This is a genomic window from Labrenzia sp. THAF187b (assembly GCF_009363375.1).
In the GTDB taxonomy this organism is placed as follows: domain Bacteria; phylum Pseudomonadota; class Alphaproteobacteria; order Rhizobiales; family Stappiaceae; genus Roseibium; species Roseibium algicola.
The window spans coordinates 5740977-5757565 of sequence record NZ_CP045344.1 but is presented as its reverse complement, the minus strand read 5'-3'; the positions used below and the strand labels follow the sequence as shown (position 1 = coordinate 5757565).

At 50.6% G+C, this 16589-nt stretch carries 13 protein-coding genes; 2 read left to right on the top strand and 11 right to left on the bottom strand.

The genetic code is table 11. The features are described from left to right. The first annotated feature begins 19 nt into the window (after positions 1-19). On the top strand, positions 20-1345 hold the full coding sequence (locus tag FIV03_RS26420; RefSeq protein ID WP_152511557.1) for an RkpR, polysaccharide export protein: 1326 nt from the start codon (positions 20-22) through the stop codon (positions 1343-1345). An 811-nt stretch (positions 1346-2156) separates the two neighbouring features. On the opposite strand, the gene FIV03_RS26415 is transcribed toward FIV03_RS26420, so the two are convergent. The 4 genes from FIV03_RS26415 to FIV03_RS26400 form a co-directional block, all read right to left on the bottom strand. Next, complete coding sequence (locus FIV03_RS26415; protein ID WP_152511556.1) at positions 2157-4274, bottom strand: glycosyltransferase; 2118 nt, start codon at positions 4272-4274, stop codon at positions 2157-2159. 2 nt (positions 4275-4276) lie between these two features. After that, entirely contained in the window at positions 4277-4972 is a 696-nt protein-coding gene (locus FIV03_RS26410) for an FkbM family methyltransferase (RefSeq protein WP_152511555.1), read from the bottom strand. A gap of 111 nt (positions 4973-5083) precedes the next feature. Further along, positions 5084-5830 (bottom strand): class I SAM-dependent methyltransferase, encoded by a 747-nt coding sequence (locus FIV03_RS26405; RefSeq protein ID WP_152511554.1) that lies wholly within the window; start codon positions 5828-5830, stop codon positions 5084-5086. A 131-nt stretch (positions 5831-5961) separates the two neighbouring features. Next, complete coding sequence (locus FIV03_RS26400; protein WP_152511553.1) at positions 5962-8241, bottom strand: glycosyltransferase; 2280 nt, start codon at positions 8239-8241, stop codon at positions 5962-5964. Between the two features lie 457 nt (positions 8242-8698). On the opposite strand from FIV03_RS26400, the gene FIV03_RS26395 reads away from it, so the two are divergent. Next, the gene (locus FIV03_RS26395; protein ID WP_173013953.1) at positions 8699-9733 is read left to right on the top strand and encodes a hypothetical protein; all 1035 of its coding nucleotides are present in this window, start codon (positions 8699-8701) and stop codon (positions 9731-9733) included. Between the two features lie 60 nt (positions 9734-9793). On the opposite strand, the gene FIV03_RS26390 is transcribed toward FIV03_RS26395, so the two are convergent. The 7 genes from FIV03_RS26390 to urtA all read right to left on the bottom strand — a co-directional run bounded on the left by FIV03_RS26390 (position 9794) and on the right by urtA (position 16451). Next, on the bottom strand, positions 9794-10168 hold the full coding sequence (locus tag FIV03_RS26390) for an FmdB family zinc ribbon protein (RefSeq protein ID WP_152511551.1): 375 nt from the start codon (positions 10166-10168) through the stop codon (positions 9794-9796). Between the two features lie 83 nt (positions 10169-10251). Further along, positions 10252-11481, bottom strand: coding sequence for a formamidase (gene fmdA, locus FIV03_RS26385; protein WP_152511550.1), 1230 nt, complete (start codon positions 11479-11481; stop codon positions 10252-10254). A 58-nt stretch (positions 11482-11539) separates the two neighbouring features. Next, positions 11540-12229: an urea ABC transporter ATP-binding subunit UrtE gene (gene urtE / locus FIV03_RS26380; RefSeq protein ID WP_055658424.1), complete on the bottom strand. Its 690-nt coding sequence runs from the start codon at positions 12227-12229 to the stop codon at positions 11540-11542. Between the two features lie 9 nt (positions 12230-12238). Continuing rightward, positions 12239-12994 (bottom strand): urea ABC transporter ATP-binding protein UrtD, encoded by a 756-nt coding sequence (gene urtD, locus FIV03_RS26375; protein ID WP_022999885.1) that lies wholly within the window; start codon positions 12992-12994, stop codon positions 12239-12241. Between the two features lie 9 nt (positions 12995-13003). Next, positions 13004-14167: an urea ABC transporter permease subunit UrtC gene (urtC, locus tag FIV03_RS26370; RefSeq protein ID WP_022999886.1), complete on the bottom strand. Its 1164-nt coding sequence runs from the start codon at positions 14165-14167 to the stop codon at positions 13004-13006. A 10-nt stretch (positions 14168-14177) separates the two neighbouring features. After that, positions 14178-15104, bottom strand: coding sequence for an urea ABC transporter permease subunit UrtB (urtB, locus tag FIV03_RS26365; RefSeq protein WP_062491829.1), 927 nt, complete (start codon positions 15102-15104; stop codon positions 14178-14180). Between the two features lie 168 nt (positions 15105-15272). Beyond that, a complete protein-coding gene (urtA, locus tag FIV03_RS26360) occupies positions 15273-16451 on the bottom strand; it encodes an urea ABC transporter substrate-binding protein (protein ID WP_208984573.1) in 1179 nt (392 codons plus the stop codon). Between the last annotated feature and the right edge of the window lie 138 nt (positions 16452-16589).

Sequence of the window (16589 nt, the reverse complement as noted above, 5' to 3'; positions counted from 1 at the left end):
CTTGAAGGTTTGATTGAACATGTCAGCTGTCGAAAAAATGCCTGGAGAAAAGGCAGACGAGATTGGTCCGGGAACGGTGTTCAATCTTCCGTCCAAAAAGGGAGCTGCCGTTGCCAAGGCAAATTCCAAGGACGGTAAGCTGATTAGTAGGCTGAAAAAGTCCGGCCTCGATCCGCAGAAGCTTCTAGATCTGGCATTGCCGGGAACGACTGCGAAATCCGCGACCAAAATGCGACACAGGATGATCCTGTTAGGCTTCATGTTGTTCGTAGCCATGCCGGCTGCCGCATTTTCCGCCTATATGTTTTTCTGGGCAAGCGATCAATATCACAGCACGACAGCATTTGCCGTCCGCAGCTCCCAGCCCGTTGCGGCGACTGAAGTTCTTGGCATGGTAATGGGTAATGCCGGAGGGGAGTCCGCGACCTCCAACAGCTATATTGTTACGGACTATCTGCAGAGCCAATCCGTGCTGGAGGACCTTCCGGACGATCTGGATTTGCAGACCATCTTCAATCGCGAATCCTCGGATTTTCTGTTCAGCATGGGCAGCGATCTGCCGGTCGAAGACCGCTTGAGTTACTGGAACGACATGGTCGACGTCAGTTTTGATGCGACCTCCGGGGTGATCCAGGTTGAAGTGCGCAGCTTCCGGCCGGAGGACTCGGTCGAGATCGCCAAGGCAATCCTGAAGCGCAGCGAAATACTGGTCAACCAGCTTTCCGAGGCAAACAGGCGGGAAACCGTACGTTTCGCGGAAGAAAGCGTTGCGCGTGCCGAGGCGCGCCTGAAAGCAATCCGCAAGCAAATGCTTGCCTACAGGAACGAGACACAGGAAGTCAGTCCGGAGGAAAATGCCAAGCTTGCTGTGGAAATGATTGCCGGACTGGATCAGCAGCGCGCAAACCGGGAAGCAGAAAAAAAGACCTTGATGAGTTATCTGGACGAGGACTCGCCGCGCATCAGGCTTCTGAACCAGCAAATCGAGGCCCTGGAAGGCCAGATTTCAAGTGCTCGGGAACGCCTTGGCTCCGGCATATCGCCTTCCGGTTCGTCTGGCACGAACAGGACAGCTCTTTCCTTCCGTCTTGCAGATTATTCGGAACTTGCATTGGAGGAAGAATTTGCACAGCAGCTCTATGTGACGTCCCTTGCCAGCTTGGAAACGGCTCGTCAGGAGGCCGACGGTAAACACCTTTACCTGGCGACTTTCATCCAACCAACCTTGTCGGAAGACGCACAGTACCCGCACCGTTTGCTGTACTCTCTGGCCATGTTTTTGCTCCTGGCTGGAGCTTGGTCAGTTGTGGTCTTGATGTATTACAATGTTCGGGATAGGACTTAATGTCGTTTCGGAAGTTTACTGATCTTACGATTTTGCCCGAAGAGGTCAGACTAAGTCTTCGCCTAAAATTTCTACATTCACTTTAGGTATGTTCGTGTGTTGTACTGTTATTATTCAACAGCCTCTCGCCCAAACTATCGAAGATTAGGATTCAGAACTCGTGTCTGCCGATATTTGTCAGCATCGATTTGACATGGGAACTACTACCCGACCATTGGACAGTTTTCGGTGTAAATTAAGCTACCGTCTGCATCAGCTGGTTGGGTTAATGTTGATTGATAGCCCGGCAATAGATCTTGGCGAGCGACTTGCAGTCAAGTGAGAATGCGGTCGCGCCTTGTTGTCGAACTCCATCCATATTTGCGTGCCAGCCCGAGCCTGTGATCCGGTCTACCAAGCGTGCAATAGACGCACTCGTATTTGAGCGTGCTCCACAGCGTCTAAATGAAGATATTGTCAAGGAACTGGCCTTGCCGTCCTTCGAGATGCGAACGTCTATCCGTCGAAGCCGGTCGGTACACACGAAGTATGTGAAATGGCTGCCCTGGTCGGTGTTCATGAACTCCGGACTGCCGAACTTGTGAACCGCTCCGTTCAGCGCGTCGACATATAGAAGTCAGCTTTCAGCGTGTTCGAGATGCGTCAGGCTAGCGCCTTGCGGGTGAGCCAGACAATGATTGCGACCAGATAGAGGAACCCGCAGTGTATCGGCAGATAAGTGATGTCCACAGCCCAGACTTGGTTCGATCGATGCACACACGCAGCCCCTTCAGCAGATATGGTCAGATTTTGTGGGTCCCAAGGAAGCTGGTCAGACCTGATCAATTTCTGTACGGCATGTGAGTATGTAATCTAGTGCATCTTCCAACTCGACCAAGTTACCGGTATCAGGATTTACATATGCAGACATTCTTATGCAGGCACCGTAGAATAATTCTTCGATTGTTCGAGTTTTATCCCTGCGAGCGAGCTTTTGCCTATCTTTAGTCAATCCCCAGCCCGAATAGAATGGCAAGCCAAATACATTTACTTCTTTGCCCCGCAAGAGCGCCTCAAAACCAAGTTGGGATGTAACGACGTAAACACTTCTACATTGATCAAGTAACGCTGTGACACTGACATTTTCAGGTATAACTTCAACCTTTGGATCATTCAGAAGTAGCTCGTTTCCTGAGTTATCTGGGTGCGTTTTGAAGTAAATTTTTGAGTCTGGATTTTCGCGAATTGCACTTGCAAGCATAATGTCGAATGTCTTACTCGATGCAGCGCCGAATTCGATACTGGCATCATTTCGCTTTTGATCAATTACGAGAACAGAATCATTGTCTATGTTCATCGTCCGATTGCCTAAGCCTACATTATACTTAGTAATACCCAGGTCAATAATCTTCTTTATCAACTCCTTTGAGCGCGTTTTTTCATCCTCTGAGATGTCGCCTATCTCTGAATTCAAAATTCTCTCTAGCCGGGAGGGTAAGCGAGAATCATAATAATAACCCAAATCGTCAAGAATATAGCCAAAGCATCTTCTGTATTTAGCTGGCACATCTTTATGGAAATAGGGAGCTAGTGCACCAAAAAAACTTGTTTCGACGTAAAAATGTGGTTTGGAATAAGCTGCAGCGCAATACAGTGTTTCTATGAATTCTTTCTGTCCCAATCTCTGGACAGCAATCATCGTAGCATTTACTTCTGAAACATCAAAATCGCGGCCAATGTTTGGTGTCTTGAGCAAAGTTTTGATATTTTCGTGAAATCCTCCATCGAGATCGCGATTTTCACAATTAGTCAAGATAGTCGCATATTCTGGAATTTGATCCAACAATTCTACAGCGCTTGTAACAGTTTTTGCTGCAGAGGAACTTATGATCGTATTCTGAAGTTGAAATGTCGTTGCTTTAATTAGATTGTAGTTAGCACTACTTTTGGGATCACTAATAAGTTTATCAACATTTAGGCGCGTTTTTCTAAGTTGAATAATGCTCTTTATGTAGCCATCTATCTTCTTTCTAAGTTTTGAAGAAGGCATTAAATCCCCATTCAACTTGAATGTATTTTTACGTGTTGTTGTGCGTGAATTAAAGGTGTCATTCGCAAAATATTCGGTCAACGATGCATATTCATACCAATAGTCGGACAATGGGTGGTCTGAGGAGATCCAAGGTTTTCTTTTAAACGTGTAATGTATGATTGCTGGCGCTTCAGCTGCGTCACGGAGCTCATCAATGGTAAAGGTATTTACTAAACCTGCATTAATTTTGCACCAATCGAGATCAAACATACTTCCATGGATATTCCATATAGGCGGAAGATACAAAATTTGATCAGAAAATACAGTGTTTATAATTTGTTGATCGCCCAGCGTGATCACATATTTTTTCGCTTCTAAGTATTTGTCAATTTCTCCTAAAAAATCAAATTTCCTTATCGCCGAAAGATTAATAAGAGACACACCTGCGTTGATATGCTTAGTATGTTTAGGAAGACCAAACTTAACATTATAGTCCTCGCTACGACTATCTTGCACTCCTCCAAAGAAGTTCTCACCTAAATTCACATCAAATAGTTCTTCAATATTCTTCAAAACTATTAGGTCACTATCCAAATATAGAACTTTTGTAATACTATCTGGTAAAAGTTCATGTAAGTATAGTCGGAAATACGTTGCTATGCTAATTCCAGGAGTAGTCTTTAGTTCAGAGAAGCTTGAAGCATCTACGGTAATATTTTTGAGGTCAAATTCTCTGATTTTGTAGAGGTCCAAAAGTTTTGTTAGATCTACCTCGGAGATTGGGTCACTTGTCAAAATAAAGATATTCAACTTGCGCGTAGAATTTTTAAAATTACGCAAGATCGACGCTAGAGTTACCGCTGTATATTTTATGAAGTTATCATCGCTTGCGAATGCTATGTTAACCGAATCGGGCAATTTCACCCCCTCCTGTCGATATGCGAAAAAAGCACAACAGATTTGCTAGAATGAAATTGGTCATAATGAAAATTCTTTGAACTCATTGCGTCGAATAACTGCTTTACACCTTTTCTCCCTATAACTCTCGAATGTATCTCTACCAACACTCTAGTTACACCAAATAGGTTCATATTTGGTAGAAGATCTAATTCCCCTCCCTCGATATCACATACAATGAAAGTGGGACGAAATTCTTCGACAATTTTGTTAATGGATATCGCTTTTACTTGATGCTTCTCAATGTATTCTCCTTGGTTTTCAGAAAGTGACGATCCCCAAAAATGTTCGCGAACAAAAAAAGGAAGTTCGTCCAGGCTAGGGTCTACTGTCAGAACAGCATTTCGTATCTCCGCCTTTTCAACGTTATTTAATTCATGTACTTTCTTGATATAACCAATCAGTCTTGGATCGGCTTCGAAGCTTAAAACTGATTCAACTAAGGGATGTCTTGCAGCGATTGTTGAAATAAATCCGAGCCCCGCACCAAGTTCTAATATCCTATCTCCATTCTTTATCAACTTCTCGACTTCGTTCGCTTCATTTCCCTCGTATCTTCCTGCTGTTATGGATTCTCTAACTCTTTCCGAAAGTATCACTTCGTCGTTTAAAAATTTCACACCTCTACAAGTTAGATATTTTTCTTTCTTCTTTAACATTGAATTTCTACCTTTTCGATCACCCGTCGTTAGTTCGAACTGAATAGTTTTTTTGGATCGAGATTTCAATATGAGGGAGCACTAAAACCAAAATTTGCGAAATCTTTAGGATCAAGTCCGGTCTCTATGATACATCGCCAATTTTTGGGGAGCTAATCCGGCTTCTCGCCAGAAGTCATAATTTTCTAAAACTTCGGTCTCCAAGGCTTCTTTGTTTTTGGAAAGTAAAGTAAAGCAATCTTGCAATTGCTCACTATCCCAAGTTATCTTCTCTTGAACAGTGGCCGTTAATCCATGTTTATTTGCCACCTCCTTAAAACGAGCCGCGCTTACGTCAACGCCCCTTCTGGCGGTGTTTTTTTCGAAAGAATTCATTACATCTGCATAGTTAGAATGATGTATGAATGCGTGGGCACCATGTTTCAAAATTCTGCTAATCTCAGAGATATAAGATTCGATTACATCCATTTCTGCGTGAACCAACGAGTCGAACGAAAAAACAAAATCGATTGTCTCTCCGCCAACTCCGGGCAGGAGATATCCATTTGTAAGAGTAAATTCTCTACTGGCTGCTAAGCCATGCGAAAAATAGTGATTTTTGCAGTATTCAAGCGCGTTGATGGATAGATCAAAGCCTTTGTAGTGCTTACAATTGTTCAATAAAAATTTGGTCCATCTTCCGTAGCCTGGCGCAATCTCTAAAATTGTATTAGCTGGCAAAAAGGAACCAATTCTGGGCGCAATAGATGACCACCACTGAATTTGCGCGCCCCCCCATTGCTTTGACCATTCTTCACCTGCCATAGGCCACTGATATTCTTCATTCCAATACTTCTTATTCCATTCTACATCCGGCATTTCTTTTCCTCGTCAGACAGACTGATTCATTGTTCTCAAAAAACTAGCACGAAAACAGAATTCACACAGCAAATGAATTAGTTAAATAACTATCGAAACTTAGATTATTCTTCGAATTCAGAGCTTGGTAATTAGTTTTCAATCAATTTTCGCAATTTTTGAGAAAATATTTGGTAAGTATGATTATTTTCAAAAATAATATTTAGAGATATTTTATTTTCCATCAACAAACGTTTTTCTTTCAAAAGTGAAATACAGGCGGAGGAAAAGTCTTCATTAGTGTCAGTTTCGGGAGTGCCGTTTTCTCCTCCGATACCTTCCAAGGCTGAAGACGTAGCTACTATAGCTTTACCATAACTCATAGCTTCAATCACTTTTATCTTCATTCCTGTACCATATCGAATTGGGCAAATTACGACGCGGGCGCGCTCGTAAATTTGCGTAAGATCATCAACAAAACCAGAAAGGAAAATTGTTCCGTTGGTTTGAGAGGACATAGCGTAGCTAAATTCGTTATTTCGGATGACGCTTCCCTGGATCAGAAGTGTAGCATTGGGTAATTTTTTCGTCACGAGCGGCCAGCAATCGTTTAAAAACCAGCAGATCCCATCAACATTTGGATCTGAGTTTGAACCGACAAAGAGAAAGTCGAATCTTGTGTTGGAGCAATCGTTGGGTGGCCCTTCGTTGACATCGGCTGAGGCGGCTATGGTAACCAGTTGAGTTTCAACCCCATCGCGTTGTTCAAGCCGAACCTTATCCATTCCTGAAATACAAATCCCAATATCGCACTTGTTGAGGAGTAAGGTCTCGCTTTTCACAGCTCGCGAAAAGTACGTTTTGCGTCTTAGTCGGTTTACTTTGGGTAGAACGTCGTTTTTTATCCGATCGGCTTGAACATCATGAAGATCCGCAATGATGCGCGACCCATTCGCTTTGAAACCAGGTGGAATAAGCTTCAGGTAATTGAACACAATGGTGTCGTATGATCTTTGTTCGATCATCTTCTTCAAACATGTGCGGAGCGCATAGGGATTATGCCGGAGAGAATTAAGGTCTCCATCACGGACAAGTAGGTGTTCAATCATACGGCCAAGTCGATAAGTAATTAGGTCGCGAAAATTATGTAAATTTGTTATTTTTTGAATTATAGGATGTTTTACAATAGTAAATCCTGCACCAGGATAACGAGTTTGCAAACGAGTTATTAGATCTTCGTTTTCGGTTGCCGCTTCGCTTTGATTAAGCAGGAGTACATCAATATGCTGATCAGTTTGAAGAAGCGCCCGTAGAGTATGGTCGGTGCGAAGCGCGCTGCCTCGATTTATCGGGTAGGGAATTACTGACGTAACAAAAAGGATCCGCTTTTTCGCGGATATCTTGGGAGTGTTCACCACGTCAAATGAAATTTTCCTCGTGATGTTTCTGTATGCTCCATCGGACTGCTTGATGCGTTGCGTTTCGAATTTTCCAAAAGAATAAACATTTTCCGTGAGATGATGAAATAGCCTATTCCGTGTATCCCGATCAACCTTGGGCAAATCACGCAATGCTGCAATGACGTCAGATGAGCAAGATACAAATTTATTCAGTTTTTCATGCGAGTAATATGCTGTTCCAGCGATCAAAACAGGCTTTTCCCACATTTGAGCGAGTAGACCTACGCCGCTGTTAACCACCAAAACTGCATCAGCTAGGTCTATCAGGTCGTTAATGTGAGTTTCGTCGTCGACAAATTGAAGGTTTCTCGAAGGCCGTTCAACTTCTAGCGGGTGACGTTTTGCTATAAGTGCCCAATCAGAGCCAGCTTGGCAGAGTTCGGCGTTTACATCTTCAACCAGACTTACAAAATTTTCAAAATTACCTATAGGGTCTGAAAAGTACTTAATTGTGGTATCTGAAGGCCGTTGGAAAGGGACTAGTAATACCTTTTTTCCTTCGAGGTTGAGTTTTTTTCGCAAAGCTTCCGAGTTTATCCGACACCCTTGTTGTTCCAATGGCTCAGATTCGTCTCGCAGACGATGAATAACTTTTTCGACACTCGTATGTTCAATGTCAGTAAGAGGGCGATCCCAGCGTTTAGCCTGGTAGCTATCACTGTCGGCATTAAACCCTGTGTCGAAAAACCAAGAACCCGGCAGCCCGCCGCGATCAAATACGATCACAGGGAATTTCATTGCTCGAAGTTTTTGGTAGATCTCAAGTCGATTGGGATTTCCGTATGGGTTTGGCATAATTGCAGCATCTGCACCACTCGAGAGAATGGTGTTTATGCCAATGACGCAAGATCTGAAGTCGCGCTCAGAGCGAAAGCAAACAATATTAAAATTTTCCTCCAGGGATTCAATTATGCTATTGTAAGCTGCAGAATTTTTTGTGCCCAAGGCAAAAATATTTATTTTATTCTTCATATATCTTGGAGTCGCTATAACGAAAACAGATTGTTGGTGTGGGCTTTGCTGGCGAATGCTTCAGTCGTTAAACAAGTCGCTAAACTTTCAGTCGCTCAACACTTGAGCCAAGTTGTTATGTGCGCCTGTTAGTCGACGTTGAGCAATCACTTGGCTGCGAAGTCTTTGATTCATTGGGCGGATTGTCGCATTTGTTTTCACCTTATTTATATCAGTTTAAAGCACAGCGAAGCTGGTTGGTGTTGGGAAATTTGGTTTTGTCACGAGTTTTAAGTCCACTTGACAAACACGACTGGCGACTATCCTAGCTCGATCATTTGGATAGCGACCTTCGTTTTGACACGTTCACTCTGGTCCGCCAAAACAAAGTAGCATAGATCCTTGGTGCTTCTGCGGGAGACAACGATTAAGTAAGAAGCTTTGTACACCACTCCGCACCTAGTTTTGGGACATCCCTTTGACAAAAATTGGTTTAAGTACCTCCGGGCTATGGAAGCAGCGGTATGCGATTGAGCTCTTGGTTGGTCATAAGCCAAGCCGTTTTTCGGCGTCTGGCCGAGGCTTAGACGCCGTCGCCGGTTGGGGGCACAAGCCGACTGCGCTGCGCGCTCGAGAAATGGCAGCTAAACGTCATCTTCCATATGTCGCTTTCGAGGATGGATTTTTGAGATCCGTCAGGCCTGGCAACCAGGAAAGGCCGATCTCCCTGGTACTTGATCGAACAGGCATCTATTACGACGCCCGCCAGCCAAGTGATCTGGAGTGTTTTGTTCGCCGGCGTTTTGGAAAGCCCATGCGGACGCAAGAGATCCACGATGCCATCGACTTGATCCGGTCCAAACGGCTCTCGAAATACAACAGTTTCGATTTCTCGGACATTTCAGAGCTTTGTTTGCAATCTTCCGACCGCAGGGATCGGGTACTTGTTATTGATCAAACCGTTGGCGACGCGTCGATACCCGGGGCATTTGCAAAAGATGAAACCTTCCGCCAGATGCTGCAAGTCGCCATTCAGGAGAACCGTGAAGCAGAGATTCTGATCAAGGTTCACCCGGAAACGATGATCGGGCGCAAGGCAGGGCATTTCACGCATGAAGTCCTTCAGGCTCTCGCGCAAGTGGACGAGAGTTGCGCCAAGGCCCTGAATGAAGGTCGGTTGCGTTTAACCCCGGAAGCGATCAATCCCTGGCCGCTTCTGGAGGCCTGTGCCAAGGTCTATTGCATATCAAGTCAACTGGGGTTCGAAGCTATTCTTGCTGGCTGTGAGGTCCACACTTTCGGTGTTCCATTCTATGGAGGTTGGGGCTTAACTGTTGAACGAAACCCGGTGAAATTGAACCGACGTCACCCGGTATCCCTGGAAGCAGTCTTTGCTGCACTTTATTTCGACTACAGCCACTACCTGGAACACGATCCTGTTCGGGAGATCTCCTTTGAAGAGGCGGTTTATCAACTGGAAGAACGAATCCAACTTGCATGTAATGAGATCTGAGTTTCAATCGTGCTCGAGCGGTAGGACGCAAAGCTAGATACGGGGCTCACGCTTGCATTGTCAGTGGCTGATCATCCAGGGGCGTTTTGAGGGGAACGTCTTGCTGCCGTCGGCCTTGTAGACCGCACTTGAGCGAAAATTGCCTTTCGAGCCGGAACAGCACGAGCAGCCTGACGGGTGACGTTTTCGGTTTTCCCTCGCACTGTCGTCACGATCCGACCTGGTCGAGAATTTCGGATTGTGCCGGGACGTTTCATTGCGCTGATGGGCAGCCCGGTCGCTGGGAGACAGGCCCGACATATGCGGCGCCTGAAGGATCGCGCGCGGGGCTTCCGCCTTGCAGATCGGACATTCGATCGGATCCGCATGGGCGGACATCGGCCGGTTGGCGGAGATGGGACCGCAGGAAGCGCACAGATAATCGTAGGTTGGCATGATTGATCCTGAAAGACGGAAAGCCGGCTGGCCGGCGAAATGGGTTCGAGACGGGCAGGGCCCGTCTCGTCGTCACGTCCGGATCAGAGATCCGGGGCAAGCGGAACGTCGACCGATCCGTCAATGAAGGTCTTCGGTCCGTCCGCACCCGGCATCATGTCGAAGTCGAAGATGTCGGTGGGCAACCACAAGGTGGCACAGGCATTTGGAATATCGACCACGCCCGAAATATGTCCTTGTACAGGCGCCGTTCCCAGGATGGCGTAGGCCTGCGCGCCGGAATAGCCGAACTTCTTCATGTACTCGATGGCGTTGAGGCAGGCCATGCGATAGGCGATGTGCACGTCAAGGTAATGCTGTGTGCCAGCCTCATCGACCGAGATGCCTTCGAAGATCAGGTAGTCGTCATATTTCGGCGTAATTGGCGACGGTTTGAAGATCGGGTTCTTGATCCCGTATTTCGCGACCCCGCCCTTGATCAGGTTGACCCGGATGTGCAGCCAGCCGGCCATTTCGATCGCGCCGCAGAAGGTGATTTCACCGTCGCCCTGGCTGAAATGCAGGTCACCCATGGAGAGACCGGCACCGTCCACATAGACCGGGAAATAGATCTTTGACCCGCGCGACAGATCCTTGATGTCGCAGTTGCCGCCATGTTCGCGCGGGGGAACCGTCCGCGCGCCTTCGGCAGCAGCCTTGTCGCGTGCTTCGCCCTTGAGCTGTCCCATATGCGCAGACTGGGTGTTCGGCAGGGCGGCAAGCGCCGGAACGCGGTCGGGATCCGTATCGAACAATGATTTTTCGCGATTGTTCCACATGTCCAGCATCTTGCGGTCCGGCAGGCAGCCGATCAGACCCGGGTGGATCAGGCCGGCATAGCTGACGCCCGGCACATGGCGCGAGCGCGTGAACATGCCTTCGAAATCCCAGATGGATTTCTGGGCTTCCGGGAAATGCTCCGTCAGGAACCCGCCGCCATTCTGCTTGGAGAAAAAGCCATTGAAGCCCCAGAGCATTTCTTCCTTGGCGCCGATGTCGAGAATATCGACGACCAGTAGATCGCCCGGTTCGGCGCCTTTGACGCCGATCGGACCGGAGAGGTAGTGCACCTGTTCCAGTTCGACATCGCGCACATCCGCCGCGTCGTCGTCATTCTTGATCTGCCCGCCGGTCCAGTCATAGGTCTCGATCCTGAAGTCGTCGCCCGGTTCAACCCAGACCGCCATCGGAATATCCGGATGCCAGCGGTTATGGACCTTTTCGTTGGTATGCGGGGACTCGCTCAAATCTAACGAAATCAGTGTATCTGCCATGGGGTTCTCCTCTGGATATGCGCCTGAAAAGCGTGCGCTGTTGAACTGGATGAGCTGGTTAGACGGACAGAAACGCGGAGACTTTTTCCTCGTCGACGCTTGCCCGCGGTTCGTCGTGGACAAGGCGGCCGTTTTCCAGGACGAGCACCCGGTCGGCGACGTCGAGGGCGAAGGACAGAACCTGTTCCGACACAACGATGGAAAGTCCGCGCTCGTCGCGGATACGTTTCAGGACCCGGCCCATCTCGCGGATGATCGACGGCTGGATGCCTTCGGTCGGTTCGTCCAGCAGCAGGACCTTCGGGTTGGTCGCCAGCGCGCGGGCAATCGCCAGCTGCTGTTGCTGGCCGCCCGAGAGATTGCCGCCGCGACGGCCCTTCATGTCGAGCAGCACCGGAAACAGCTCGTAGATGTCGCCGGGAACCTTGCTCTGGCCACTGATGGTCAGGCCGGTTTCGATGTTTTCCTGGACCGTCATGGTCGGAAAGATCATCCGTCCCTGAGGTACATAGGCGATGCCTCTGGCGACGCGCTCGTAGCTCTTCATGGTGGTGATATCGACGCCGTCGACCGCGGCAGCGCCGTTGCTGGTGGGCACGATCCCCATCAGGGATTTCATCAGCGTGGTCTTGCCCATGCCGTTGCGGCCCATGATGGCGATGATTTCTCCCGGCGCGACCGTGAAATCGAGGCCGTGCAGGACTTCGCTCTGGCCGTAGGCAACGTGATACTGTGCAACATTGAGCATGGTCGCCTCCTAGTGGCCGAGATAGACGTCAATGACCTTGGGGTCGGCCTGCACCTTTGCCATTGAGCCCTCGGAGAGGATCTTGCCCTGGTGCAGAACGGTGACGCGGTGGGCGATGTCCTCGACAAATTTCATGTCGTGTTCGACAACCATCACCGAACGTCCCTTGGTGATTTCGTTGAGAAGCTTCGCGGTCTGCTTGCGTTCAGAGACGCTCATGCCGGCAACAGGTTCGTCGAGCATCAGGAGTTCAGGGTCCTGGATCAGCAACATGCCGATCTCCAGCCATTGTTTCTGGCCGTGGCTGAGCAGGGCTGCCTGCATGTCCAGGAGCGTGTCGAGGAACACCATTTCGGCAATCTCGCGCACGCGGGTCGTCACCTCCGCATCGCGCTTGAAGGTGAGGGCACCGAAGACACTTCGGCCACGGGGAAAGGAAAGCTCCAGGTTCTCGAAGACCGTCAGGTCCTCATAGATGGACGGGTTCTGGAACTTGCGTCCGACCCCCTCAAGCACGATCTCGTGTTCGCGCAGCTGGGTCAGTTCTTTTTGGCGGAATTTGATTGAGCCGGCAGTCGCCTTGGTGCGGCCGCAGATCAGATCGAGTACCGTTGTCTTGCCCGCGCCGTTCGGTCCGATGATGACGTGGATCTCATTTTCGTCGACGTAAAGGTTCAGGTCGTTCACCGCCTTGAAGCCATCAAAGGAAACGGACAGGTTTTCGATCGAAAGCAGGAAGTCGGTGTTGTTGCTGATGGTGTTCATGTGTCTCTCCTACTCGGCTGGCTTTGCGGTTGCTTCGCCGTCAAGGTCGGGGGGAGGGCTGACTGGTTCTAACCGGTTGCCGCTATTGCCCCGTGAAATCAGCCGGTCGACATGCGGCGCCAGGTAGGTGCGATAGAGACCGGACAACCCGTTCGGGAACACCAGGACAACTGCGATGAAGAGCCCGCCCAGGCCAAAGAGCCACAATTCGGGGAAGGTTTCGGAAAAAGTGGTCTTGGCCCAGTTCACCAGCAGCGTTCCGTAGACCGCGCCGAAGATGGAAAGCCTGCCGCCGACCGCACAGAAGATGACCATCTCGATGGAGGGAACGATGCCCACGAACGAGGGGGACATGAAGCCGACCTGCAAGGTGAACATGGCGCCGCCGATGGCTGACAGGACCGCTGCAAAACAGAAGACGAAGATCTTGATGTTGGAGACGTCGTAACCGGAAAACCGCACCCGGTCCTCCTTGTCCCTGACGGCGACCAAGAGACGGCCGAGCTTGCTTTTGAGAACGAACTGGCTCAGCAGCAGGACGGCGATCAGAAGACCTCCGTTGACGTAGTAGAGAACGTATTTGGCTTCGTCGGTGCGGATGTCCCATCCCTTCAGGGTCCTGAGATCCGTGATGCCGTTGACGCCACCGGTATAGCCCTGCTGTCCGATGATCAGGATCGTCAGGATGGCTGCGATTGCCTGAGTAATGATGGCGAAATAGACACCGCCAACCCTTCGCTTGAACATCGCCGCACCGATAACAAAGGCGAACAGCGCGGGAAGGACGATGATGGCCAGCAGCGTGAAGGTCAGGCTGTTGAAGGGTTCCCAGAACCAGGGCAGGGACGTGATCTGGTTCCAGTCCATGAAGTCGGGAATACCCGGGGTGGACTGGATCGCGGTCGCTTCCGGCGTTGAGGCTTCCAGTTTCAGGTACATGGCCATGCAATAGCCGCCCAGGCCGAAGAAGACGCCTTGCCCGAGGCTCAGGATGCCACCCTTGCCCCAGCACAGCACCAGCCCGATGGCGACGAAGGCATAGGTCAGGTATTTGCCGAACAGGTTGAGACGGAAGATGTCCATCGACAGGGGCATCAAGACGAAGATCAGCGCGGCCACGACCAGCAGTCCGATCAGTTCCTGTCGAGACAGCAGGGATTTCACATGTGTCATCGGAACCTCCTCAGCGACGGATTTTCAGGGAGAAGAGACCTTCGGGGCGCAGCATCAGGATCCCGACGACGGTCAGCAGGGTGAGGACCTTCGCCATGGAGCCGGAAAGGAAGAACTCCATGGTGGACTGGGCCTGACTGATGGCGAAGGAAGACGCGATCGTTCCGAGCAGGCTTGCAGCGCCGCCGAAAACGACGATCAGGAAGGTATCGACGATATAAAGCTGCCCGGCGGTTGGGCCGGTCGAGCCGATCATGGTGAAGGCGCTGCCGGCGATGCCTGCAATGCCGCATCCAAGAGCAAAGGTGTGCCGGTCGACCCTTTCGGTGTTGATGCCGACGGCCCCGGCCATGACGCGGTTCTGGACCACAGCACGGGTCTGCATGCCCATGCGGGAGCGGAACAGGATGAAATAGACGCCGATGGCGATGACCAGGGTCAGCACCATGACGAAGATGCCGTTGATCGGGATTTCGATGATGTCCGTCAGCGGCACGGACCCGAGCAGCCAGTTCGGCAGGCTGACGCCGACTTCACGCGCGCCGAAGATCGACCGGTAGGCCTGCTGCAAAATGAGGCTTAGGCCCCAGGTGGCCAGCAGGGTATCCAGCGGACGCTTGTAGAGATGCCTTATGAGCGACCATTCGACGAGTGCCCCGAGTGCACCCGCAGCGACGAAGGCCAATGCCATGGCGAAGAAGAAGTAGATGCCGAACAGGGACGGGACATAGGTCTCGACGAAATTGGAGCAGAGATAGGTGACATAGGCGCCCAGGATCATGAACTCGCCGTGAGCCATGTTGATGACGCCCATCTGGCCGAAAATGATTGCAAGACCCAGGGCCATGAGGACGAAAACGGAAAACAGGATCAGTCCGGCAAAACCCTGCATGGCGAATATGGACCCGAGTTCCGTCCATGAATAATCGGCGAACATTGCGCGCGTCTCCATGCTGCGGGGTCAAGGCGGAACGCCTGTTCCCCTGCTGCGAATAAGGGTTTGAAACGAAGGGGACGGGCGCTGCGCAGGCTGCCTCCACGCAGCGCCCCGGTTATGCCCGCTTTCTGGAAGGGCGTTTCCATCCCTGGGGGAACTAACGGAGGCTTATTGGTAGCCTTCCGGGAACGGATCCGGCTCCATCAGGTCGGCCGTCTCGTAAACCAGCTCGTACTGGCCATCCGGCTTGGCAAGGCCGATGCGGGTCTTGGACCACAGGTGGTGGTTTTCATGGACGCGGACATAGCCTTCCGGCGCGGTGGTAAGCTCAATGCCCGGAGAGGCAAGGCGCACCTTGTCGATGTCGAAGCTGCCGGCCTTTTCAACCGCGGCCTTCCAGAGCCAGGGGCCGAGATAGGCGGCCTGGGTCACGTCGCCGATGACGATGTCGTCGCCCCACATTTCCTTGAAGGACTTGACGAATTCGGCGTTGTTCTCATTGTCGAGAGACTGGAAATACTTCATCGCGGCATAAGCGCCTTCGATGTTCTCGCCGCCGATGCCGCGGATTTCATCCTCGGTCACCGAGATGGTCAGAAGAACCGGCTTTTCCTTGGTCATGTCGATGCCGGCAGCCTTCAGCTGCTTGTAGAAGGCAACGTTGGAACCACCCACGACAATGGCGTAGATCACGTCCGGCTTCTTCAGCTTGATCTTGTTGATCACCGAGTTGAACTGGGTGTGGCCGAGCGGATAGTACTCTTCGCCGACAACCTCCAGGCCAAGCTTCTCGATGTGCTTGCGGGCGATCTTGTTGGACGTCCGCGGCCAGATATAGTCGGAACCAAGCAGGTAGAAGCTCTTGGCGCCTTTTTCCTTGGCGACCCAGTCGATGCCGGCGATGATCTGCTGGGTGGCTTCCTGGCCGGTGTAGATCACGTTGGGGGACTGTTCCAGGCCTTCATAGAAGGTCGGATAGTAGAGCATGCCGTTATACTGCTCGAAGACGGGCAGAACAGCCTTGCGCGATGCGGATGTCCAGCATCCGAAAACAGCCGCGACCTTGTCGTTCACCAGCAACTTTTTTGCCTTTTCGGCAAAGGTCGGCCAGTCGGATGCGCCATCTTCCTGGATGTATTCGATCTTGCGTCCAAGCACGCCGCCCATGGCGTTGATCTGGTCGATGGCGAGCTTTTCTGCCTGCACTGACCCGGTCTCGGAAATCGCCATGGTTCCGGTGACGGAGTGCAGGATGCCGACCTTCACGGTGTCTTCTGTGACCGCGAGGCCAGTCGTGTTGGCGTCGTCGGCGATGGCAGGTGCAAATGTGCTGGCGGTGGCCAGCATTGCCGCGGCTGCCGTGCCTGACAGCACGGACCGGCGAGACAGCCGGTGGTCAATCAAGTCTTTCAGACGTTTCATTCTCTGGACCCCTCTGAGGTTGAGGTTGAAGCAGAGCGCCGTGAAGCTCCTCCGCATGCATCC

Bases quoted from the DNA above. Each gene is read 5' to 3' on its own strand.
- FIV03_RS26405 (WP_152511554.1), bottom strand. From the start codon at position 5,830: ATGCCGGATGTAGAATGGAATAAGAAGTATTGGAATGAAGAATATCAG.
- urtB (WP_062491829.1), bottom strand. From the start codon at position 15,104: ATGTTCGCCGATTATTCATGGACGGAACTCGGGTCCATATTCGCCATG.
- urtC (WP_022999886.1), bottom strand. From the start codon at position 14,167: ATGACACATGTGAAATCCCTGCTGTCTCGACAGGAACTGATCGGACTG.
- urtE (WP_055658424.1), bottom strand. From the start codon at position 12,229: ATGCTCAATGTTGCACAGTATCACGTTGCCTACGGCCAGAGCGAAGTC.
- FIV03_RS26410 (WP_152511555.1), bottom strand. From the start codon at position 4,972: ATGTTAAAGAAGAAAGAAAAATATCTAACTTGTAGAGGTGTGAAATTT.
- fmdA (WP_152511550.1), bottom strand. From the start codon at position 11,481: ATGGCAGATACACTGATTTCGTTAGATTTGAGCGAGTCCCCGCATACC.
- urtA (WP_208984573.1), bottom strand. From the start codon at position 16,451: ATGCTGGCCACCGCCAGCACATTTGCACCTGCCATCGCCGACGACGCC.
- FIV03_RS26420 (WP_152511557.1), top strand. From the start codon at position 20: ATGTCAGCTGTCGAAAAAATGCCTGGAGAAAAGGCAGACGAGATTGGT.
- FIV03_RS26400 (WP_152511553.1), bottom strand. From the start codon at position 8,241: ATGAAGAATAAAATAAATATTTTTGCCTTGGGCACAAAAAATTCTGCA.
- urtD (WP_022999885.1), bottom strand. From the start codon at position 12,994: ATGAACACCATCAGCAACAACACCGACTTCCTGCTTTCGATCGAAAAC.
- FIV03_RS26390 (WP_152511551.1), bottom strand. From the start codon at position 10,168: ATGCCAACCTACGATTATCTGTGCGCTTCCTGCGGTCCCATCTCCGCC.